This is a genomic window from Ralstonia soli (genome assembly GCF_023955655.1).
Lineage (GTDB): Bacteria > Pseudomonadota > Gammaproteobacteria > Burkholderiales > Burkholderiaceae > Ralstonia > Ralstonia soli.
Genome location: NZ_JAMXHT010000001.1, coordinates 601,203 through 622,631, shown reverse-complemented (window position 1 = coordinate 622,631; position 21,429 = coordinate 601,203). Strand labels below are relative to the sequence as shown.

21 protein-coding genes are annotated in these 21,429 nt (G+C 64.8%); 11 read left to right on the top strand and 10 right to left on the bottom strand.

Annotated features, from left to right (window positions below):
- Positions 1 to 55 precede the first annotated feature (55 nt).
- Positions 56 to 1,432, top strand: a complete 1,377-nt coding sequence (gene ftsY / locus NG900_RS02905; RefSeq protein ID WP_252676496.1) for a signal recognition particle-docking protein FtsY — start codon at positions 56 to 58, stop codon at positions 1,430 to 1,432.
- Positions 1,433 to 1,515: 83 nt separating this feature from the next.
- Here the strand turns inward: ftsY and maiA are convergent, their stop codons facing one another.
- Together maiA and NG900_RS02895 are read right to left on the bottom strand one after the other, a co-directional pair.
- Positions 1,516 to 2,166, bottom strand: a complete 651-nt coding sequence (gene maiA, locus NG900_RS02900; RefSeq protein WP_252676494.1) for a maleylacetoacetate isomerase — start codon at positions 2,164 to 2,166, stop codon at positions 1,516 to 1,518.
- 9 nt (positions 2,167 to 2,175) lie between these two features.
- Positions 2,176 to 2,877, bottom strand: a complete 702-nt coding sequence (locus NG900_RS02895) for a fumarylacetoacetate hydrolase family protein (RefSeq protein ID WP_252676492.1) — start codon at positions 2,875 to 2,877, stop codon at positions 2,176 to 2,178.
- 141 nt (positions 2,878 to 3,018) lie between these two features.
- Between NG900_RS02895 and NG900_RS02890 the strand changes: the two genes are divergently transcribed.
- The 7 genes from NG900_RS02890 (at position 3,019) to ybiB (ending at position 10,294) form a co-directional block, all read left to right on the top strand.
- Positions 3,019 to 3,657 carry an ANTAR domain-containing response regulator gene (locus NG900_RS02890; protein WP_252676490.1) on the top strand — a complete coding sequence of 213 codons (639 nt, stop codon included), beginning with the start codon at positions 3,019 to 3,021 and terminating at the stop codon, positions 3,655 to 3,657.
- A gap of 768 nt (positions 3,658 to 4,425) precedes the next feature.
- Positions 4,426 to 5,706, top strand: coding sequence for a CmpA/NrtA family ABC transporter substrate-binding protein (locus NG900_RS02885; protein WP_252676487.1), 1,281 nt, complete (start codon positions 4,426 to 4,428; stop codon positions 5,704 to 5,706).
- A gap of 50 nt (positions 5,707 to 5,756) precedes the next feature.
- Complete coding sequence (gene ntrB, locus NG900_RS02880) at positions 5,757 to 6,608, top strand: nitrate ABC transporter permease (RefSeq protein WP_252676485.1); 852 nt, start codon at positions 5,757 to 5,759, stop codon at positions 6,606 to 6,608.
- Positions 6,609 to 6,618: 10 nt separating this feature from the next.
- Positions 6,619 to 7,422, top strand: coding sequence for an ABC transporter ATP-binding protein (locus tag NG900_RS02875; protein WP_252676483.1), 804 nt, complete (start codon positions 6,619 to 6,621; stop codon positions 7,420 to 7,422).
- A gap of 380 nt (positions 7,423 to 7,802) precedes the next feature.
- On the top strand, positions 7,803 to 8,393 hold the full coding sequence (locus tag NG900_RS02870) for a Crp/Fnr family transcriptional regulator (RefSeq protein ID WP_252676481.1): 591 nt from the start codon (positions 7,803 to 7,805) through the stop codon (positions 8,391 to 8,393).
- Between the two features lie 109 nt (positions 8,394 to 8,502).
- Positions 8,503 to 8,907, top strand: a complete 405-nt coding sequence (locus tag NG900_RS02865) for a VOC family protein (protein WP_252676479.1) — start codon at positions 8,503 to 8,505, stop codon at positions 8,905 to 8,907.
- A gap of 376 nt (positions 8,908 to 9,283) precedes the next feature.
- Positions 9,284 to 10,294 (top strand): DNA-binding protein YbiB, encoded by a 1,011-nt coding sequence (ybiB, locus tag NG900_RS02860; RefSeq protein WP_252676477.1) that lies wholly within the window; start codon positions 9,284 to 9,286, stop codon positions 10,292 to 10,294.
- 32 nt (positions 10,295 to 10,326) lie between these two features.
- On the opposite strand, the gene NG900_RS02855 is transcribed toward ybiB, so the two are convergent.
- Together NG900_RS02855 and NG900_RS02850 are read right to left on the bottom strand one after the other, a co-directional pair.
- The gene (locus tag NG900_RS02855; protein ID WP_252676475.1) at positions 10,327 to 11,196 is read right to left on the bottom strand and encodes a pirin family protein; all 870 of its coding nucleotides are present in this window, start codon (positions 11,194 to 11,196) and stop codon (positions 10,327 to 10,329) included.
- An 18-nt stretch (positions 11,197 to 11,214) separates the two neighbouring features.
- Complete coding sequence (locus tag NG900_RS02850) at positions 11,215 to 11,619, bottom strand: OsmC family protein (RefSeq protein ID WP_252676472.1); 405 nt, start codon at positions 11,617 to 11,619, stop codon at positions 11,215 to 11,217.
- Positions 11,620 to 11,858: 239 nt separating this feature from the next.
- Here NG900_RS02850 and NG900_RS02845 point away from each other — a divergent pair, with 239 nt between their 5' ends.
- The gene (locus tag NG900_RS02845) at positions 11,859 to 14,777 is read left to right on the top strand and encodes a sensor domain-containing diguanylate cyclase (protein ID WP_252676470.1); all 2,919 of its coding nucleotides are present in this window, start codon (positions 11,859 to 11,861) and stop codon (positions 14,775 to 14,777) included.
- Positions 14,778 to 14,976: 199 nt separating this feature from the next.
- Positions 14,977 to 15,897: an RNA polymerase sigma factor RpoH gene (gene rpoH / locus NG900_RS02840; RefSeq protein WP_420804108.1), complete on the top strand. Its 921-nt coding sequence runs from the start codon at positions 14,977 to 14,979 to the stop codon at positions 15,895 to 15,897.
- 69 nt (positions 15,898 to 15,966) lie between these two features.
- On the opposite strand, the gene NG900_RS02835 is transcribed toward rpoH, so the two are convergent.
- The 5 genes from NG900_RS02835 to NG900_RS02815 all read right to left on the bottom strand — a co-directional run bounded on the left by NG900_RS02835 (position 15,967) and on the right by NG900_RS02815 (position 20,157).
- Positions 15,967 to 16,569, bottom strand: a complete 603-nt coding sequence (locus NG900_RS02835; protein ID WP_252676468.1) for an SCO family protein — start codon at positions 16,567 to 16,569, stop codon at positions 15,967 to 15,969.
- A 61-nt stretch (positions 16,570 to 16,630) separates the two neighbouring features.
- Positions 16,631 to 17,572 (bottom strand): heme o synthase, encoded by a 942-nt coding sequence (gene cyoE, locus NG900_RS02830; protein WP_252676466.1) that lies wholly within the window; start codon positions 17,570 to 17,572, stop codon positions 16,631 to 16,633.
- 10 nt (positions 17,573 to 17,582) lie between these two features.
- Entirely contained in the window at positions 17,583 to 18,674 is a 1,092-nt protein-coding gene (locus NG900_RS02825; protein WP_252676464.1) for a COX15/CtaA family protein, read from the bottom strand.
- Positions 18,675 to 18,677: 3 nt separating this feature from the next.
- Positions 18,678 to 19,334, bottom strand: a complete 657-nt coding sequence (locus tag NG900_RS02820; protein WP_252676462.1) for an SCO family protein — start codon at positions 19,332 to 19,334, stop codon at positions 18,678 to 18,680.
- 52 nt (positions 19,335 to 19,386) lie between these two features.
- On the bottom strand, positions 19,387 to 20,157 hold the full coding sequence (locus NG900_RS02815) for an SURF1 family protein (RefSeq protein ID WP_252676460.1): 771 nt from the start codon (positions 20,155 to 20,157) through the stop codon (positions 19,387 to 19,389).
- A gap of 67 nt (positions 20,158 to 20,224) precedes the next feature.
- Here NG900_RS02815 and NG900_RS02810 point away from each other — a divergent pair, with 67 nt between their 5' ends.
- Positions 20,225 to 20,434 (top strand): twin transmembrane helix small protein, encoded by a 210-nt coding sequence (locus NG900_RS02810; RefSeq protein ID WP_252676458.1) that lies wholly within the window; start codon positions 20,225 to 20,227, stop codon positions 20,432 to 20,434.
- A gap of 112 nt (positions 20,435 to 20,546) precedes the next feature.
- On the opposite strand, the gene NG900_RS02805 is transcribed toward NG900_RS02810, so the two are convergent.
- Complete coding sequence (locus tag NG900_RS02805) at positions 20,547 to 21,407, bottom strand: cytochrome c oxidase subunit 3 (RefSeq protein ID WP_252676456.1); 861 nt, start codon at positions 21,405 to 21,407, stop codon at positions 20,547 to 20,549.
- Positions 21,408 to 21,429 lie beyond the last annotated feature (22 nt).

Sequence of the window (21,429 nt, the reverse complement as noted above, 5' to 3'; positions counted from 1 at the left end):
GCCGTCTGATAAAATTCGACGCTTGATTCTAACGGCGAATAGACCCGCCCCTACGATGTTTAGTTTCTGGAAGAAGCGCAAAGCCGAGCCGCAGCTGGCCGTTGAACCCACGCCCGAAGCCGCACCCGAAGCCGTCCAGGCACCGGTGCCTGCCTCGGCTGCCCCCTCGCCTGCGGCGACTTTAGGCGCACCAGGCACAACCGATGCGCCAGACGGCAGCGCCACACCTGCCACGCCGCCCATCGCGGAAGAAGCCCGCCCTGGCTGGCTGTCGCGCCTGGGCTTTGGCGCAGGCACGGCACCCGAACCGGCCGCCGCCCCGCAGGCGCCAGCGCCAAGCCCCGCCCCAGAACCCAAGCCCGAACCAGCCCCGAGCGCGCCGGTGGTGCCCGAGGCGCCGGTTGCGGCACCCGCACCCACCATTGCACCGCCCAAGTCAGTGGCTGTACCGGACGCGCCTGCCGAAACCGCCTCGCTCGACATGCAGGCCGACGAGTTCGAAACGGTGCCGACGCCCGCCGTCATCGAACAGGCCCGCAAGGGCTGGATGTCGCGCCTGCGCTCAGGCCTGTCGAAAACGAGCAAGAACCTCACGACGCTCTTCGTTGGCGTGAAGGTGGACGAAGCGCTGTTCGAAGAACTCGAAACCGCGCTGCTGATGGCCGACGCCGGCGTCGACGCCACCGAATACCTGCTGGGCGAACTGCGCCGCCGCATCAAGGCCGAGCGCATCGACACCGCCGAAGGCGTGAAGACCGCCCTGCGCGACCTGCTGGTCGAACTGCTGCACCCGCTGGAGAAAACCATGGTGCTCGGCCGCGAGCAGCCGATGGTGATCATGATTGCGGGCGTCAACGGGGCCGGCAAGACGACCAGCATCGGAAAGCTGTGCAAGCACTTCCAGACCTATGGCCAATCGGTGCTGCTGGCCGCGGGCGACACCTTCCGCGCCGCTGCGCGCGAGCAACTCGTGATTTGGGGACAGCGCAACAACGTGACCGTGGTCGCGCAGGAATCCGGCGACCCGGCCGCCGTGATTTTCGATGCCGTGAACGCAGCGCGCGCACGCGGCATCGACATCGTCATGGCCGACACCGCAGGCCGCCTGCCGACGCAGCTGCACCTGATGGAAGAGCTGAAGAAGGTGCGCCGCGTGATCGGCAAGGCGATGGCCACCGCACCGCACGAAACGCTGCTGGTGATCGATGCCAACACGGGGCAGAACGCCCTGGCGCAAGTGAAGGCCTTTGACGATACGCTCGGCCTCACGGGCCTGATCGTCACCAAGCTGGACGGCACCGCCAAGGGCGGCATCCTGGCTGCAATTGCGCGGCAGCGGCCAGTGCCGGTGTACTTCATTGGCGTGGGGGAGCAGGTGGAGGATTTGCAGCCGTTCTCGGCGCGCGAATTTGCGGATGCGTTGTTGGGCTGAAAACGCCCCTCACGCGCAACGGTTCCACGTAAAAACGCCCTGATCCAGTCAGGGCGTTTTGTTTTGTGCAGGAATGCTACCGATTACGCAGAAGCCGCATCCGGCTGCACCCCAGGCGCCGCCCGCTGAAACGCCTCCTGCGCCATGCAGTGTTCAAAGATGCGCGCCAGCGTCGGGTAATCCTCCACCGCCACATCAAACCGCTTGCCGTTGAACACCTGCGGCACGAGGCACACATCCGCCAGGGTCGGTGTGTCACCCACGCAGTAGGCACCCGTGAGCGGCGACGCCGACAGCCGCGTCTCCAGCGCCGCAAACCCCAGCTTCACCCAGTGGCGATACCAGTCGTTGCGCGCTTCCTCTTCCACGTTGAACGTGTGCTTGAGGTACTTCAGCACGCGCGGGTTGTTGAGCGGATGGATCTCGCACGCAATCGCCAGTGCAATCGCGCGAATGTGCGCACGGTGGCTGGGCGAGCCCGGCAGCAGCGTGGGCTCGGGGTGCGTCTCTTCCAGGTATTCGACAATCGCCAGCGACTGGTTCAACACGTCGGTGCCATCGCACAGCACGGGCACCAGCGCATCGGGGTTGAGCTTGACGAAGTCGGGCGCCATTTGCTCGCCCTTGAGCAGGTGGACCGGCGCGTACTCATACGGCAGGCCCTTGATCTCCAGCGCGATGCGCACACGGAACGACGCCGAACTGCGGAAGTAGTTGTACAGCTTGATCGACATGGTTCTGCCTCAGATGACCTTCACGTGCAGTTCGCCCACGCCGTCGATCTTGCCGACCATCAGGTCGCCAACGACGACCGGGCCGACGCCCTCGGGCGTGCCGGTGTAGATCAGATCGCCGGGGCGCAGCTCGAACAGGCGCGAGAGGTACGCAATGGTTTCCGGCACTGACCAGATCAGGTCCGACAAGTCCCCGCGCTGATGTTCCTTGCCATTGACCGACAGCGTGATCGCGCCCTCGCTCGGGTGGCCGACATCCTTCACGGGAACGATCGGGCCGATGGGGGCCGAGCCATCGAACGCCTTGCCGGTTTCCCACGGGCGGCCGCCCTTCTTGGCAGCGTTCTGCAGGTCGCGGCGCGTCATGTCCAGGCCGATGGCGTAGCCGTAGATATGCTTGGCCGCCGTTTCCACGGCGATGTCGCGCCCGCCCGTGCCGATGGCGACCACGAGTTCGATCTCATAGTGGCAATCCTTCGTCTCGGTGGGGTAGACGAACTGGCCAGTCTCGCCGTCGGGGATGTAGCGCACGGCATCGGCCGGCTTGCAGAAGAAGAACGGCGGTTCGCGGTCGGGGTCGGAACCCATCTCGCGGGCATGGGCGGCGTAGTTGCGGCCGACGCAGTACACGCGGCGCACCGGAAACTGGCCTTGCCCGCCACGCACGGGAATGCCATTGACGGTGGGCGGGGTGACGACAAATTCGGTCATGCGGGTCTCCTGGGAATGCACTTGAATAAAACACATGGGGACACGGCCACCGCCCCCCGGCGACCGAGCTGCGAGCATACACCCGCACCGCCCCGGCGCGGTTCTTGCATGCGCGCCGTGCACAACGCCCCACTTTGCACCATGCAAACGAAACCGCCCGCCCCCTCCGCCTCGCCCGCCGCCGCTCACCCGGCCGGGCCGATGCGCGTGCTGCTGGTGCGTGATCCGCTCGACGCCGAGCAGATCAACCTGGAGCTCATCCGTGCGGGCCTGGCCGAAGCCGGCTTCATTGACGTGGGCCTGGCCGACGCCGACCTCACCTTGCCCGACCGCATTGCGCAGGCACAACCCGACATGGTGATCGTTGCCTCGGAATCGGCCGCACGGGACACCATCGAGCACGTCTGCGTGGCCACCCAGCACGCGCCGCGCCCGATCGTGCTGTTCACCGACAACGACGATGCCGCGCGTATCAAATCGGCATTCGCCGCGGGCATCACGGCCTACATCGTCGACGGGATCAAACCCACACGCGTCAAAGCCGTGCTGGACGTGGCCTATGCGCGCTTCGAGCACGAGCGCGAGCTGCGGGCCGAACTGGACACCGCCAAGACCCAGCTGGCCGAGCGCAAAGTGCTGGAGCGTGCCAAGGGCCTGCTGATGAAGCAGATGAGCCTGTCGGAAGACGAGGCCTTCAAGCGCCTGCGCAAGATGGCGATGGACCGCAACATCAAGCTCGTCGAAGCCGCCCAGCGCGTGATTGACGTGATGGCCGGCTGAGACCACCGGACGCCGCCCAGTTTTGGTGCGCCGCACAAGTCCGGCGCCGGAAACGCACCAGCCTCGCGCCAAGGCCAGAGGTTCGAACGCCGGCTTCTGAACCGCACGTACCGGGCGTTGGGCTCCGACTGCGGGGTAACAAGCCTCACGCGCGGCGTTCCGAACGCCGAACGCGGAGCTCAAAGGCTCACGCGTCGAGTTCCGAGCCCCGTCTTCCGAGAAAGAAGCTCCGCGCGCCGAGCTCCGAACGCCAATCGTCGAGCTAAACGTGTCACGCCTGGAGCTCTAAGCCCCAATCGCCGAGCTAAAAGCCCCGCACCCGCCGAGCTTTGAGCTCCAGTGACCGAGCAAAAAGCTCGACACACCGGGTTCTGAGCTCCGACGGCCGAGAAAAACGCTCGACACACCGAGCTCTGAGCTCGAACCGCCGAGAAAAAAGCCTCACGCGTCGAGCTCGGAGCTCGAACCGCCGAGAAAAAAGCTCGGCGCACCGAGTTCTGAGCTCCGATTGCCGAGAAAAAAGCCTCATGTGCCGAGCTCTGAGCGCCAACTGCGGAGCAAAAAGCCTCACGCGTCGCGTTCAGAACCCCACGCGTCGTGTTCCGAACCTCACAGTTGGCATACCCCTTGCAAGTGTCGCTGCGAAGCCGATGCCAACGTGGGTATCGGCACGAGACAACGGCGTCTCGATGCACGGCAAACGCGCTCCCCACCATGGAGGGACGTGGCCGCGCGTCGGGACGCCTTTTTCTTTTCTTGGAGCCATGGATGGCCGCGCCAGACAAGACCGACCTCGTCGTCAACCCGATCAACCCGAAGCGCCGCAGCGTCATCAAGGCTGCAGCGACGATTGCAGGAGGCAGTGCCGTGGCATTGATCGATCCGCTGGTACGTGCCGGTGCCTGGGCAGCCGGCTCCGATGCACCTGAGAAGACCGAGTTGAAGGTCGGCTTCATCCCGCTGACCGACTGTGCTTCGGTGGTGATGGCCTCCACGCTGGGCCTCGACAAGAAGTACGGCATCAAGATCACGCCGTCGAAAGAAGCCTCGTGGGCCAGCGTGCGCGACAAGCTGGTGTCGGGTGACTTGGATGCGGCGCACGTGCTCTACGGGCTGATCTACGGGGTGCAGCTCGGCATCGGCGGGCCGAAGAAAGACATGGCCGTGCTGATGACGCTGAACAACAACGGTCAGGCCATCACGCTGTCGAGCAAGCTCAAGGAAGCGGGCGTCAAGGACGGCGCATCGCTACGCGCAGTGATGACGAAGGACAAGCGCGACTACACCTTCGCGCAGACTTTCCCGACCGGCACGCACGCGATGTGGCTGTACTACTGGCTGGCCGCGCACGGCATCCACCCGCTGCAGGATGCGAAGGCCATCACGGTGCCGCCGCCGCAGATGGTCGCCAACATGCGCGTGGGCAACATGGACGGCTACTGCGTGGGCGAGCCGTGGGGCGCGCGCGCAATTGCCGACAACATCGGCTTTACCGCCGAGACGACGCAGGCCATCTGGAAGGACCACCCCGAGAAGGTGCTCGGCACCACGGCGGAGTTCGTGCAGAAGTATCCGAACACGGCGCGCGCACTGACGGCTGCGGTGCTGGAAGCGGGCAAGTTCATCGATGCCTCGGCGTCGAACCGCCGCAAGACGGCCGAGACCATCGCGGCCAAGTCCTACGTCAACACCGACATGGACATCATTCTCGACCGCATGCTGGGCCGTTACACGAACGGCATCGGCAAGACGTGGGATGACCCGGACCCGATGCGCTTCTATCACGACGGTGCGGTCAACTTTCCGTACCTGTCGGATGGCATGTGGTTCCTCACGCAGCACAAGCGCTGGGGGCTGCTGAAGGCGCATCCGGATTACGCGGCCGTCGCCAAGCAAGTCAACCGCATCGACATCTTCAAGCAGGCCGCGGCCGCCACCGGCACACCGCTGCCGAAGAGCGACATGCGTACCGCCAAGCTGATCGATGGCGTGGTGTGGGATGCGAAGAATCCCGCTGCCTACGCGGACGGTTTCAAGATCAAAGCCTGACGCTTCCACCTTCTCTCTGATTGCGGTCCTTCCCGTCGATGGAGCCCGACATGAACACGCTCGTCAAAACGTTGTCCGGCGTGCAGTCCGACGCCGCTGTCCCTGCGCGCCGCATCGTCTTGCGCGATTGGTTTGTCGCAGCCGTGGTGCGCGGCTTTCCGCCCGTGCTGGGCCTGGTGATCTTCGTGCTGGCGTGGCAGGGCATCGCCACGGCCATCCCCGCGCTGCCGACGCCGGCCGTCACATGGAAAGCGGCGGTCGCCCTCTTCGCCGATCCGTTCTACCGCAATGGCCCGAATGACCAGGGTGTGGGCTGGAATGTGCTGGCGTCGCTCGCGCGGGTGGGTGCGGGCTTTGGGATGGCGGCGGTCATCGGCATTCCGGCGGGCTTCCTCATCGGGCGCTTTGCGTTTCTCAACGCCATGACCTCGCCCATCATCAGCCTGCTGCGGCCGGTATCGCCGCTAGCGTGGCTGCCCATCGGGCTGCTGCTGTTCAAGTCGGCCAACCCGGCGGCGATCTGGGCGATCTTCATCTGCTCGATCTGGCCGATGGTCATCAACACCGCCGTGGGCGTGACGCGCGTGCCGCAGGATTACCTGAACGTGGCGCGTGTGTTGAACCTGTCGGAGTGGAAGGTGTTCACGCGCGTGCTGTTTCCGGCGGTGCTGCCGTACATGCTGACGGGCGTGCGGCTGTCCATCGGCACGGCGTGGCTGGTGATCGTGGCGGCGGAGATGCTCACGGGCGGTGTCGGCATCGGCTTCTGGCTGTGGGATGAGTGGAACAACCTGAAGGTCGAGCACATCGTCATCGCCATCTTTGTGATTGGCGTGGTGGGCTTGCTGCTGGAGCACGCGCTGCTGGCGATCGCGCGGCGGTTCTCGTACGACGCGGTTTGAGGGGGAAGCCATGAGCGAAAAATTCCTGCGCATTGAAAACGTCGGGCAGACGTTCAAGACCAAGAAGGGGCCGTTCGTTGCCCTGCGCGATATCGACCTGACGGTGGCACGCGGTGAGTGCATTGCGTTGATTGGGCACTCGGGCTGCGGCAAATCGACGTTGCTGAACCTGATTGCCGGGCTCACACGGCCGACGAGTGGTGCGTTGATTCTTGCCGAGCGCGAGATTGCCGGGCCGGGGCCGGATCGGGCGGTGGTGTTTCAGAACCATTCGCTGCTGCCGTGGCTCACGTGCTTTGACAACGTGTACCTGGCGGTGGAGCGGGTGTTTGGGAAGACGGAGACGAAGGCGCAGTTGCGTGAGCGCACGCATGCCGCACTCGCGTTGGTCGGGTTGACCCATGCCGAGCAGAAGCATCCGCATGAAATTTCTGGCGGGATGAAGCAGCGTGTGGGCATTGCGCGGGCGCTGTCGATGGAACCCAAGGTGCTGTTGATGGATGAGCCGTTTGGGGCGTTGGATGCGCTGACGCGGGCGCACTTACAGGACGAGCTGCTGAAGATCGTGGCGTCTACGGGCAGTACCGTTGTGATGGTGACGCACGATGTGGATGAGGCCGTGCTGCTGGCGGATCGCATTGTCATGATGACGAATGGGCCGGCGGCGACGATTGGCGAGGTGCTGACGGTGGATTTGCCGCGGCCGCGGGATCGGATGGCGTTGGCGGAGGATTCGATTTATCACGCTTGTCGGACGGCTGTGTTGGATTTCTTGTATCGGAAGCAGCGGCATCCTGTTGCGGAAGCGGCTTGAGGTTTTTGTATTTGGTTTGGTTTTGATGTTGGTGGTCCACCCCTGTTTCATCCCCTGCCGGGGCTGACTCACTTTCTTTGTCTTGCCAAAGAAAGTCAGCAAAGAAAGGCGCGCCCAAGACGGCGACCCATCCCTTGAATTTCTGTCGCAGGGAGGGAGAGGAGGCAAACTCGCTTCGCTCAAACAGCCTCCTCTCTTTTTCCTCCCTGCGACAGAAATTCAAGGCGCCATCTAGGGCAGGAACGTCAAAGGCCAAACCGTCGCGGTTTTGGCGGTGTCGCGACGCGGTCGGTCCCATCTGCTACAAATGCTGTGCGAACCGGCTCCTGAGCTTCTTCGAAGCCTCCGGCAGTTCACTTTGCACATGGGAGAGGGATGGCGTGAATACCGATGCGTTTTTCAACAAGGTCCGGACCTATGCAGATATCTCGGAAGAGGCGGAGCGGGCCTGGGCTGCTTTGCTGCAACCCCGGCAGTACCGCAAGGACGAATCGTTGATCGTTGCGGGGGAGGTGCCGACCCGGTTTGCCTTTGTCCTTCAGGGCTTGTTTTTCCAGCACTGTGTGGGCCCGGAAGGTGACATGGTCATCAAGTACTTTTTTCCGGAGGGGCGGATTGCTGCGTCGGTCAGTGCGACGCTGCAGGGCAAACCCAGCCCATCCACGATCACTGCCATCGAAGACTCCAGCGTCTTGGAGTACGACTTCACTGCGTTCCGATCGCTGACGAGCCGCTTCCCCGATATCGCAGCCTTCTACATGCGCTACATGGAGCGCCACTGGATCATCGAAAAGGAGCCGATCGAGATCGGCTTTCGCCGTGACGCCGCGATGCAGCGCTACCGGGACTTCATCCGCAGAGAACCGGATCTGCACAAGCGCCTGAAACAGCACCACATCGCCGCGTGGCTCGGCATTACCCCGGAAAGCCTGAGCCGTCTCAGAAAAGCCATTGCCTTGGGTGTGGGATAAGCAGCACGGCGGTTTGCGTCTTACCAATAGTCAATGCGCCAACGCGCGCGGCGCCCGTATCTTTGCGCCAGGCAAGCGCGGTGCTTGTCCCCAACCGAGGAGACCTGTCATGACCACGTCGATCTTTGTGAACCTTCCGGTCGCAAACCTGCAGAAGTCCAAAGCGTTCTATGAGGCCCTGGGCTTCAAGAACAACCCGCAATTCACCGACGACACGGCCGCCTGCATGGTGTGGAGCGACACCATCTTCGTGATGCTGCTCACGCACGCAAAGTGGCAAACGTTCACCACCCGTCCGCTCCCGGCAAAAGGCACCAGCGAAGTGATGCTGGCCCTGACCTGCGAGAGCAAAGACGCCGTAGATCGGATGAGCGACGCAGCGGCCAAGTGCGGCGGCACCGCCGACATCAACCCGAAACAGGACCTGGGATTCATGTACAACCGCGCCCTAGCCGACCTGGACGATCACATCTGGGAAGCGGTGTGGATGGACCCAGCCGCCATGAGTTCGTAACACCCGAGCACCGGGGCGCAGGCCACCCACAAACACAGCGCCACGCCCCACCCACCGCCGGTTTGGCCGTTGCCGTTCCTGCCCTAGATGGCGCCTTGAATTTCTGTTGCAGGGAGGAAAAAGGAAGGGAAACTGTTTGAGCGAAGCGAGTTTTTCCCTTCCCCTCCCTGCGACAGAAATTCAAGGAGGGGTCGCCATCTCGGGCGCGCCTTTCTTTGCTGACTTTCTTTGGCAAGACAAAGAAAGTGAGTCAGCCCCGGCAGGGGATGAAACAAGGGATGGACCACCAACACAAAAGCAAAGCGAACCCACCATGGCGCCAGCGCAACCCACAGCGCTATGATCCTCACCACGCCATCCACACCGCACCAAACCCATGCCCGCTCCCCCCATCCTCCCCGACAACGCCGCTGAAGACGCCCTCGCAAACGGCCCCTTCCCCGCCGCCCGCTTCATCAAGGAAATCGGCCGCGGCGCAGACGGCGCCCGCGCGCTGGTCAAGCATGACGCACGCGCGTTATTCACCGCCATGCTGGAAGGCCGCATCGCCGACGTGCAGCTGGGCGCCATTCTCATGGCCTACCGCATCAAGGGCGAAACCCCGGAAGAGCTCGACGGCATGCTGGAAGCCACGCACGCGCACTGCCGCCCGCTGCCGGCGCCGGATACACCGGAGCACGCGCTGCCGGTCGTCATCCCCAGCTACAACGGCGCGCGCCGCCAACCGAACCTGGTGCCGCTGCTGGCCAAGCTGCTGGCGCGTGAAGGCGTGCCAGTGCTGGTCCACGGCATCCGCCGCTTCGACGGCCGCATCACCACGGCTGCGCTGTTTGAAGCGCTCGGTTGGCCCATCTGCGAACACATGGACGAAGCCCGCGAGCGGCTGGAAAACGATCGGCTCGCGTATGTGCCGATCGACGTGCTGTCGCCCGAGCTGACCGCGCTGCTCGACAAACGCGAGATCGTCGGGCTGCGCAATTCATCGCACACGGTGGTGAAGATGCTGCAGCCCATCGGTGGGCACGCGCCGCACGAAGCACTGCGGCTGGTCAGCTACACGCACCCGGAATACCGCGACACGCTCACCGATTACTTCCTGCGCCACCCCGCCAACGTGCTGCTGGCGCGGGGCACCGAAGGCGAAGCAGTGGCCGATGCACGGCGCGGCAGCGCAGTGGAGTGGCTGCACGACGGCATGCACGAAACGGTGATCGAGGCGGTGGAAGGGTCGAGCGATGCGCCGCCCGAATTGCCGGCGGGCACCGATGTGGCCGCGACGGCGCGATGGATTGCCGCGGTGCTCGACGGCAAGCAGCCGGTGCCGGAGCCGATCGCCAAGCAGGTCCGCGCGATCGTGCGGTGTGCACGACCGGCGCAGGCTGCCTGATCGATCGTCGGTCTTTCGGTCTTCTTTCGGTCTTACTTGGGCGGCAGCGGGATGCGCTCCGTCTCGCCGGGCACGTGGGCGAAGGCATCGGCCTCCCAGCGTTGCTTGGCGTCGTCAATGTCCGCCTTGTCGCTGGCGACGAAGTTCCAGTAGATGTGGCGGTGACCATCCGTCGGGTCGCCGCCCAGCAGCATCACGCGTGACGACACCTGCGCGGTGAGCGTGACGTCGCCGCCCGGCTCCAGCACGGCGAGGTGGTGCGGATCAAGCGCTTCGCCGTCGATCGTGACGGCGCCTTCGACGAGATACAGGCCGCGATCCGCATGCTCGGGCGGAATCACCAGCGACGCGCCGGCCGCCAGTTCCAACGCCACGTACAGCGTGCGCGAGCTCACCTTCACGGGCGACGTCAGCCCGAATGCATCGCCTGCAATCACCACCCCCTGCACACCGGGGCACTCAAGCTTGGGCAGCGTGCTGGCCGCGTGGTGGGCGAAGCTGGCCTCGACCTTTTCCTGATCCTTCGGCAGTGCCACCCAGGTCTGGATGCCGTGCATGCGCGCGCCCTTTTCACGTGCCTCGGGCGACGAGCGTTCGGAATGGACGATGCCGTTGCCGGCGGTCATCCAGTTCACATCGCCGGGGGTGATGGTCTGCACGCTGCCGAGGCTGTCGCGGTGGACCATGCTGCCGTCAAACAGGTAGGTGACGGTGGCCAGCCCGATGTGCGGATGCGGGCGCACGTCGATGCCCTCGCCGGGGCCGAAATCCACGGGGCCCATGTGGTCGAAGAAGATGAACGGGCCCACGGTCTGGCGCGCGGCCGAGGGCAATACGCGCTTGACCGAGAAGCCGCCCAGGTCGCGCACGTGCGGGCCAATGATGTGCTGGATGGAAGTCATGGTGATTCTCTCTCTGGCTCAGGCGCGTTCGGCAAGTTCGGTGTCGACGCTGATCTCGACCTCGGTCATCAGCTTATGGATGGGGCACTTGCCGGCCACGCGCAGCAGGTCGGCGCGCTGTTCATCGGTCAGGTCGCCATGCAGGGTCAGCACGGTGCGCAGCTTGTAGCGGCCCTGGCGCTCCTGGCTGCCGTCGTGCTCGACGGCCACGTCGATCGAATCGAGCGGATATTTGCGCTGGCGGGCATAGAGCGTGACGGTCAGCGTCTTGCAGGCGGCCAGGGCGGCATCGAAGTAGGCGTGCGGGTCGGGCGCGCTGCCCTCGCCCGTGGGCTTGGGCACGTCGGTGTAGGTCACGCCTTCAGGAAACGTGACTTTGTGACGGAAGAGGCCTTCGCTGTCCTTGCTGACGACGATGGTCATGACGGCTCCTGTAACAATGTTTGCGATGTTCGGGCAGTGTAGCCAACTTGCGTGACCGCACGGCGGGCGCTCGACGTGCAGCGGGCATCGCATTGACAGACGGATCCGTCACACCACATTGCAGACATGGCAATTTACCTTGCGCGTTTGCCTGAAAACGCTCAAGGGGCGCGGTTTTCGGCCGATCTTCCGGTTAGAAGACATCCGCCCTGAAACCGCCTCGCTCACGCCTGATCTGCATGGTTCCTCGCCGGCCGCTTGTCGCCATTGCCGGCGGCATCGGCGCCCTCCTCGTCCTTGTCGGGCTGACCGTGATGGTTGGCTGGCTGCAGCATTGGCCGTGGGCGGTGAAGCTGGGCACAGACCAGTTGCTGATCGTGTTTGCCACCGGGCTCAACCTGGTGCTGCTGGGCTCGGGCGTGGGGGTACTGCTCGTCGGCACGGTGCGGCCGGACGTGCGCTGGGCCGATCCGGTGGCACGCGCGCTGGGCGGTGCGGTGGCGGTGCTGTGCCTGCTGCGACTGGCGGAAGTGACGACCGGCTGGCCGATCGGGCTGGATTTTCCGGATGTGCACCGATGGCTGGCTCGCCAATGGGTGACGGGATGGATCGGTGGCATGCACCCCAGCCATGCGCTGGCAATGGCGGCTTCGGCGGCGGCGCTGAGTCTGGTGCCAACGCTGCGCAAGCCGCACCGCGCGCAATGGGTGTGGGGGCTGGTGGCCCTGGCGATGCTGCTGTGCGCCGGCGATCTGCTCGGCCGGGCCATGGCGCTCGAATACCTCTACCCCGCGTGGCTGCGCTGGCGTGCCTCGGACATCGCGGCCATCTGCACGCTGTTGCTGGTCACGGCGGTGCTGTGTGTGGCGGTGGCCCGGCATCCCGGGCTGATACGCGTGCGGCTCTTGTCCGAAGACACCATCGTTTGGACCAGCGGCGGCTGCGTGCTGCTGGCGGGGCTGGGCGCGACGATCACAGCCTTCATCATCCAGGTGGACAGCACCAGCGTGACCTTCGGCACGACGCGCGCACGTGCGCTGGCCAGTTATGCAGAGGAGCTCGACCAACTGCTCGCCATGCGCGCGGAGAACCCGCGGCTGGTGGCCGCTGCCACCCACATCCAGGAAGCGCTGCGCCATCCGTCCGACAACGCGGTGCGCCTGCGCAGCGAGAGCGCGCTGCAAGCCTACCGAAACCAAGGCTATTCGTACCTGCAACTGCGCACGCTGGCCGGTGAGGGCGTCGTCAGCCTGGGCACGCCGGCGCTCAAGCCGGATCTGTCGATTCCGCTGCACGCCGGCCTGGCGCCCGAGCGCGTCACCCTGCAGTGGGTGCACGGTTTTGCCATGCGCACCGAAACGCCCGTCATGGCCGACGGCAGGCAGATCGGCTGGCTCGTCGCCGAGCAGCCCCTGGCCCACATGACGGCCCGCTACACCAACGTGCGCGGCGCCGGCCGCACGGAAACGCTGGCCATGTCGGGCTGGGATGCCCGCGGCCGGGCGATGTCGTTTCCGCAGCGCTTTGATACCTACGTCTTCGAGCTGCCGCCGCGCACGGTCGACCACCGGCCGCTGCCGTCGCGCCTGGCGCTGGCCGGCCAGGCCGGCTATGGCCAGTGGCAGGACATCCACGGCATGCCGACCTCGTTCAGCTACACGCCCATCGGCCACACGGGCCTGGCGCTGATCAGCAAGATCGCCAGCGCCGAGCTGTACGCCCCCATGCGTGTGCAGTTCGAGCGGCTGGCGGCCTTCATGTTGTGCCTGATGATCGGCAGCGTGCTGGCGATCCGGCTGACGGTGCGGCCGTTTGCCAACCGGCTCGCGGCGTCCGAGCGCGCGCTGCGCACCGCCAACGAGAGCCTCGAGCACCGTCGCGACGCGCTGCGTGCCAGCCGCGAACAGCTGCGCCTGGTGGCCGACAACGTGCCGGCGCAGTTGAGCTATGTCGACACCGACGGCATCGTCCGCTTTGCCAGCCGCACGCTGCTTGAAGCCTTCGGCCGGGGCGAAGACGGCATGCTCGACCGCCACGTGCGCGACATCTACACCCCCGAGGACTACCGCGCGCTGCTGCCCTACATGACCGAGGTGCTGGCCGGCTACCCGGTGCAGTTCGAAGTCACGTCCATGCGCACCGGCGTGCCCCGCTACCTGAGCGGCCACTACTATCCCGACTACGATGATCGCGGCACGCTGCGCGGCTATTTCTCGGTGCTGCAGGACCTGACCGCCCGCACCACCGCCGAGCTGGCCCTGGCGCGCAGCGAGCGCGCACTCAAGCTGGTGCTCGACAACGCACCGCTGCTGGTCTCGCACATCAACCCGGACGGCGTCTTCACTTTCTGCAATGTCACGCACGCACGGTGGCTGCAGCGCACGCCCGAGGAAGTCTGCGGGCAGACACCCGAGCAGGTCTTCACGCCCGGCACGTACGCGCTGCTGGCGCCGTACATGGTGCGGGCGCAGCGGGGAGAGTCGGTCGAGTTCGAGATCACCGCGCCGTGGTACGAAAAACCGCACGCCAGCGGGTTGCGCGCCCGCACGCGGCACTTCCGCGGTCATCTGGTCGTCGACGCTGCGGAGACGAACGGCGATCACTGCGGCTTCTACGCGTTCGTCCAGGACGTGACCGAAGCCAAGCGCAGCGAAATGGAGCTCTCGCGCATGGCGCGTTTCGACGCCCTCACGGGCCTGCCCAACCGCTACGAACTGTACGAGCGCCTGCGCACCGCACTGGAGCGCCGCCAGCGCCAGCCCGCCCCGCTGGGCGTGTTGTATCTGGACGTGGATCATTTCAAACACATCAACGACACCTACGGCCATGCCGCCGGCGACCGGGTGCTGATGGAAGTGGCCAGCCGCCTGCAACGTGCCGTGCGCCGCACAGACACCGTCGCCCGCCTTGCAGGTGACGAATTCATCATCCTGCTCGACCCCATCGATGCCCCGGATGATGCGCTGCACACCGCACAGAAGATCGTCGGTGCGATTCGCCCGCCGATTCATCTGCCGGGAGACTCCGTGCTGCACGTGACGACCAGCATCGGCGTGGCCTGCCCCGGGTCCGAAATACGCGACCCCGACGCCGCATTGCGTGAAGCCGATCGCGCACTTTATTGGGCCAAGTCACGCGGGCGTAACACGGCGGCATAAGGGAGAACTGTCGCCCCGGACCGTGGTCTATGACTGGGTGTGCCGCGCATATTGTTGCGGCGCAAACATCACACTATCGAGGCCAATCTTCTAATTTACGGGAACTATCAACCGGATCAAAATGTCTGATTAGCACTCTTCCGGTTGGAGTGCTAAGATGCCCTTCCAAACCTCCACTGGATTTCGACAGGAGTCCTGAGTGAACGCCGTTATTCCCGTGAACACCACTACCGCTATCGCCACGCAGCCGTCCGGCAATGGATGGGCGCTGGCGTTCCCCGGCAACCTGGGCAACATCGACGCCTATATCCAGAGCGTCAACCGGGTGCCGATGCTTTCGGCCGAAGAAGAACAATCTCTGGCCCGCGATTACCGCGACAACGACAACCTCGATTCCGCACGGCGCCTGGTGCTTTCGCACCTGCGTCTGGTGGTGTCGATCGCCCGCGGCTACCTCGGCTACGGCCTGCCGCATGCCGACCTGATCCAGGAAGGCAACATCGGCCTGATGAAGGCCGTCAAGCGCTTCGACCCGGATCAGGGCGTGCGTCTCGTCTCGTACGCGATGCACTGGATCAAGGCCGAGATGCACGAGTACATCCTGAAGAACTGGCGCATGGTCAAGGTGGCGACCACCAAGGCGCAGCGCAAGCTGTTCTTCAACCTGCGCAGCCACAAGCAGGACGCACAGGCAACCTTCACTTCGGACGAGATCGACGCCGTGGCGGCCGAACTCAACGTCAAAGGCGCCGAAGTGCGCGAGATGGAAACGCGCCTCTCAGGTGGCGACATCGCGCTGGAAGGCCAGATGGACGACGGCGAAGAGTCGTACGCCCCGATCGCCTACCTGGCCGATACGCACAACGAGCCGACCCGCGTGATCGAATCGCGCAGCCAGGATCGCATGCAAAGCGAAGGCATCGAAACGGCGCTGGCCAAGCTGGACGACCGTAGCCGCCGCATCATCGAAGCCCGCTGGCTGAACGTGAACGACGACGGATCGGGCGGCGCCACGCTGCACGAGCTGGCTGACGAGTTCGGCGTGTCGGCCGAGCGCATCCGCCAGATCGAATCGGCCGCGATGAAGAAGATGAAAGGAGCGCTGCAGGCTTTTGCCTGAGCGACTTCCGGCCAGTAAAAAGCCCGCCAAGTTTCGGCGGGCTTTTTCTTTGGGCGCTTCGCTGCGGGATCAGTCGAGCAGCAGCTTGATGTCGTGTGCGATCGGCTCGGGGCCCTGGCCATGCTTGATGAACAAGCGCAGGTTGCCCTTCGGATCGAACATGTAGCTGCCGGCGGTGTGATCCATCGTGTAGTTGTCGGGCGAACTGCCCGGCACCTTGCTGTAGAACACCTTGAAGTCGGAAGCGACCTTCTTGAGCTCCGCCTCGTTGGCCGGGCGCAGGCCGATGAAGCGCGGGTCGAACGCCGGCACGTACTTGGCCAGCAGGTCTTGCGTATCGCGCTCGGGGTCGACCGTGACGAAAAGCACCTGCACGCGGTCGGCGTCTTTGCCGAGGCTGTCCATCACGGCGCGCAGTTCGGCGAGCGTGGTCGGGCAGACGTCCGGGCAATGCGTGTAGCCGAAGAACATCACGACGACCTTGCCGCGGAAATCTTCGAGCGTACGGCGTTTGCCTGTGTGGTCAACCAGCGAGAAATCGGTGCCGAAGCTCTTGGAACCGGTGATGTCGAGGTTCTTGAAGGCGGGCTTGTCGCTGCATGCCGCGAGCGCCAGCACGGTGGCGGCCAGCGCGGCAAACAACACAGCACGGAAGTATCGGAAGGAGAGCATGGTCATCGTGTTGAGAGCAGACCGCCTAGGGTAACGCCAACGGCGCGCCCGCTGCACAGCGTCACAGCGCCGCGCTTTGGGTGAGCGTCGGGCCGAACTTGAAGTAGTGGTCCACCAGCAGCGCGGCAAACAGAATCGACAGATAGATGATCGAGTAGCGGAAAGTCTTCTGCGCCAGCGCGTCGGAGTAGTTGCGATACATGCGCCACGCATACGCGAGGAAACCGAAGCCGAGCACCAGCGCCGTCGCCAGATAGATGACGCCGCTCATGCCATAGACGAACGGCAGGATGGTCGCGGCGATCATGATGAGCGTGTACAGCAGGATGTGCAGCAGCGTGTATTTCTCGCCGTGCGTGATCGGCAGCATCGGCAGGCCGGACTTGGCGTAATCGGCACGGCGGTACAGCGCGAGCGCCCAGAAGTGCGGCGGCGTCCAGGTGAAGATGATCAGCACCAGGATCCACGCCTCGGCCGGCACGCTGTTGGCGACGGCCGCCCAGCCCAGCGCCGGCGGCATCGCGCCCGACAGTCCGCCGATCACGATGTTCTGCGGCGTGGCCGGCTTGAGCAGCAGCGTGTAGATGATCGCGTAGCCGATGAAGGTGGCGAAGGTCAGCCACATCGTCAGGTCGTTGGCAAACACGTGCAGCGTCCACATGCCCGCGCCGCCCAGCACCAGCGAGAACAGCAAGATCTGGCGCGTGCCCAGTTCGCCGTTGGCCGAGGGGCGCCAGGCGGTGCGGCGCATCATCGCGTCGATCTTGCGCTCGACCAGGCAGTTGATGGCGAAGGCCGCGCCGGCAAACAGCCAGATGCCGACCGCACCGCCGATCAGCACCGGCCACGGCACCATGCCCGGCGTCGCCAGGAACATGCCGATCACGGCGCAGAACACGGCGAGCTGCGTGACGCGCGGCTTGGTCAGCGCCGCATACTGCGATGCGGTCGCTCGCCAGCCGGGGAGTTGAGTGGAAGTCGTTGGGGTTGCCACGGTATTCATTGAAAAACGGTCAGACAGCAGCCACTGCTGCAGGCATTGGCACGCGCGCACGCGCGAGCCCGATCAGGTAATGCAGACGCACCATCAGCAACAGCAGCACCGCTGCGCCGCCGTTATGCGCCACGGCGGCCAGCAATGGCCAGCCCAGCACGATGTTTGACAGGCCGGTCGCAAGTTGCACCGCCAGCACGACGAGCAGCACCGTCGCCACACGGCCGATACCGGCCACGCGACGTGCACGCACGCCCAGCCACGCCAGGTAGCTCAGCACGAGCACCGCAAACACACGGTGCGTCCAGTGGATGGCGACCAGCGCGTCGTGCGAGATGAAATCGCCGCCGGCGGTCTTGCCGAGCTGGCGCCAGAACGTAAACCCGTGCGCGAAATCCATCGGTGGAACCCACTGACCATTGCACAGCGGGAAATCGGTGCAGGCGAGCACAGCATAGTTCGTGCTGACCCAGCCACCCAGCGCAATCTGCACGACAAGCAGCACGAGCCCGATGGCTGCGGCCACACGCAATGACGCGCCACGTTCATCGACCACACGGGGTGCATCGTTCTTGCTGCCGAGCCAGATCAGCGACGCCAGCAGCGACATGCCGAGCAACAAGTGCGTGACCACGATCGCCGGCTGCAGCTTGAGCGTGACCGTCCACGCACCAAACGCGCCCTGTATGCACACCAGTGCCAGCACCGCCGTCGCATACCACGGCGATTGCTTGAGCTCGCGGCGCTTGACCCACGCCACCACCACGAGCGTGATGATCAGCACGCCCACCGCCATGGCGAAATACCGGTGCGTCATCTCGATCCACGCCTTCATCCACGTGACGGGGCCGCTGGGCATGGCGGCTTGCGCGGCGTGGATGTCGTCGCGGGCATGGAATGGGTTGGAGGTCCCGTAGCAGCCGGGCCAGTCCGGGCAGCCCAGGCCCGAATCCGTCAGACGCGTGAAGCTGCCGAACATGATCAGGTCGAGCGTCAGAAACGCCGTGATCCACACCAGCTTGCGGTACTTGTTGCGGTCACCCTTGACCAGCACGTAACACAGCGGGATCAGCGCAATCAGGATGCCGATGGAAGCGAGTTGCAGCAGCATGGTTTATCCGATGCGCGAGTACTTGAGCAGCCGCGTCATGTCCGCGCGCACCTTCTTCGGGTCCGGATCTTTCGGAAATTGCATCATCAGGTTGCCGAGCGGGTCAACCAGGAAGAGGTGATCAGCAGGCAGCGTCTTGCTGTCGGCCAGCCAGGTCTTCGGCAGTTCGGGGGCGCGCAGGAAGCGTACGGCGGCGTAGTCGTCGTTGTAGGCCTTGACCAGGCGCGGGTCGATCTCGCCGCGATCCGTCACCAGCCACACGGGGACGATGCGATCGCGGTCCGGGCCCTGGCCGATGCGCAACTGCCGCATGGTGAAGAGCTTGCGCGCGCAGTTGTCGTCGCAAGCACTGCCGTCCACCGAGACCATCAGCCACTTGCCCTTGAGGCTGGCGAGCGGCACCTCGGCGCCGTGCTCGTCCTGCACCATCAACCCCGCCGGGATGGGGCGCTGCGGGTCGACCAACGAGCCATATGCCGCCTTGCCGCCTGCCGGCGTGAAGACGTAGTACGCGAGGTACGACGCGATCACCGGCGAGGCGCACACCAGCAGCAGGAACAGCATCATCAAGCGGCCCCGGCGCGTGCGTGCGTCGATGCGCGGATCTTCGGACGCCCCGATCGCGCCGGACGCGCGGGGTGTGGACTCCTGATTCACCATGTGATTCCTAATACATTCAGCTGCGGCACTACGCCGCAACGCGAGTTCGTGTTCAGACGGGCTTGGAGGCGTCCGCCAAGCGGCGATAGCGCCGCACGCTGTAGAAGATCATCAGCCCTAGCACTGCCGCCGCCATCGCAAACCACTGGAATGCGTAGCCGTAATTGCGGTCGGCGCCCAGGTCTGCGCGCGGCCAATCGCGCGCCAGGCCGTCCTGCGCGTCGGATTGCTGCTCGACCACAAACGGTTGAAGCGGCACGCCGATTTCGCGCGAAAAAGCGTCGAGGTCGATATTCTGCCTAAGTCGGTGACCGACTTCATCCGAGCCGTCCCGAGCCCCCAGGCTGAAGACACGGCTCGCATGTGGCACCGCCACCCCTTCAACCTGCACTTCGCCCGCCGGCGTGGTGTACGGCGCGATGCGGGTGCGGTCCGCCGGATCCCTCGGCAACCAGCCCCGATTGACCAGTACGGCCCGCCCGCCCGCGCCTTCCAGCATCAGCGGGATCAACACCTCAAAACCCGGGCGTGAGACGCCGTTGATCGTGTGCGGGCGGTTCTCAAGCAACACCGTGTGCGCCACATCGAACGTGCCGCGCAGCAAGACCGGCCGATACATCACCGCTTCGGCCGCGACTGGCTGGGCGGTGACGCGCTGCGCCGGCGCATTCTGCAGTGCCATGATGGTGGCCTGCCGCTCGATGCGCTCGTGCGCACGGGAGAGCTGCCAACGGCCCAGCCAACATGTCAGCGCAATCAGCACGAGACCCGCCAGCATCGGCACCGGCGCAAACCACTGGCGCATCGGCACGCGCACGGTCATTGCCTAGCCTCGATGAGATAATGCTCGACACCCATTTCCACCGCCTCACCTCTCACCCCCAGCCTCCATGCGCATCGTCGTTGCCATTGCGTTCCTGATGATCCTCGGCAGCTTGGCCTCCGCGCTGTTCTTCCTTATGCGCGACAAGGGCCACAGCAACCGCACCGTCCGCTCCCTGATGTTCCGCGTCGGCTTTTCGATCGCGCTGTTCATCTTCATCCTGGTAGCGAACCGGCTCGGCTGGATCCACAGCACCGGCATCCGCTTCGGCCAGTAGCGGCCCACAATCACCGGCGCCGGAAAAACGAAAACGCCGCAGCGGTATCCCGTCTGCGGCATTTCTTGGGCGGATGACGGGACGACGCAGCGCCGCCCCATCCACGTTGCCTTTAAAGCCAGTACACCACCACGTACAGGCCCAACCACACCACGTCCACGAAGTGCCAATACCAGGCGGCGCCTTCGAACGCGAAGTGATGCTCCGGCGTGAAGTGTCCCTTGATCACGCGGCCCAGCACCACTGCCAGCATGATCGCGCCCATCGTCACGTGAAAGCCGTGGAAGCCCGTCAGCAGGAAGAACGTCGAACCGTAGATGCCGGACGTCAGCTTCAGGTTCAACTCGTGATACGCGTGGATGTATTCGAACGCCTGGAAGCCCATGAACGTGAAGCCCAGGATGATCGTCAGCAGCAGCCCCTGGATGACCTGCGCACGCTTGCCTTCACGCAGCGCATGGTGCGCCCACGTGAGCGTCACACCCGAGGTCAGCAGCAGCGCCGTGTTGATCGTCGGGATCGGCCACGGACCCATCGTCGTGAACGGCGACACCGTGCCGGCCGGGCCGGCGTTCGGCCACAGCGCGTTGAAGTCGGGCCACAGCAGCTTGTTGTTCAGGTCGCCCAGCCACGGCATGGCGATATTGCGGGCATAGAACAGCGCGCCGAAGAACGCCGCGAAGAACATCACCTCCGAGAAGATGAACCAGCTCATCGACCAGCGGAAGGATGCGTCCACGCGTTCGCCGTACTGGCCGCCCTCGGATTCGGAGATGGCGTCGGCAAACCACGAGCGCAGCACGAACAGGAACCATAGCAGGCCGACCAGGAACGTCCACGGCGCCCACGGCTGGGCATTCACCCACGCGGCCGCGCTGAACAGCACGATCAGCAGACCGATGGAAGCCGAAATCGGATGCCGCGACGGCCCGGGCACGAAGTAGTACGGAGCGTTCGCTCGATTCGCACTCATCTCTTTTTCTCCAGCTCTATTT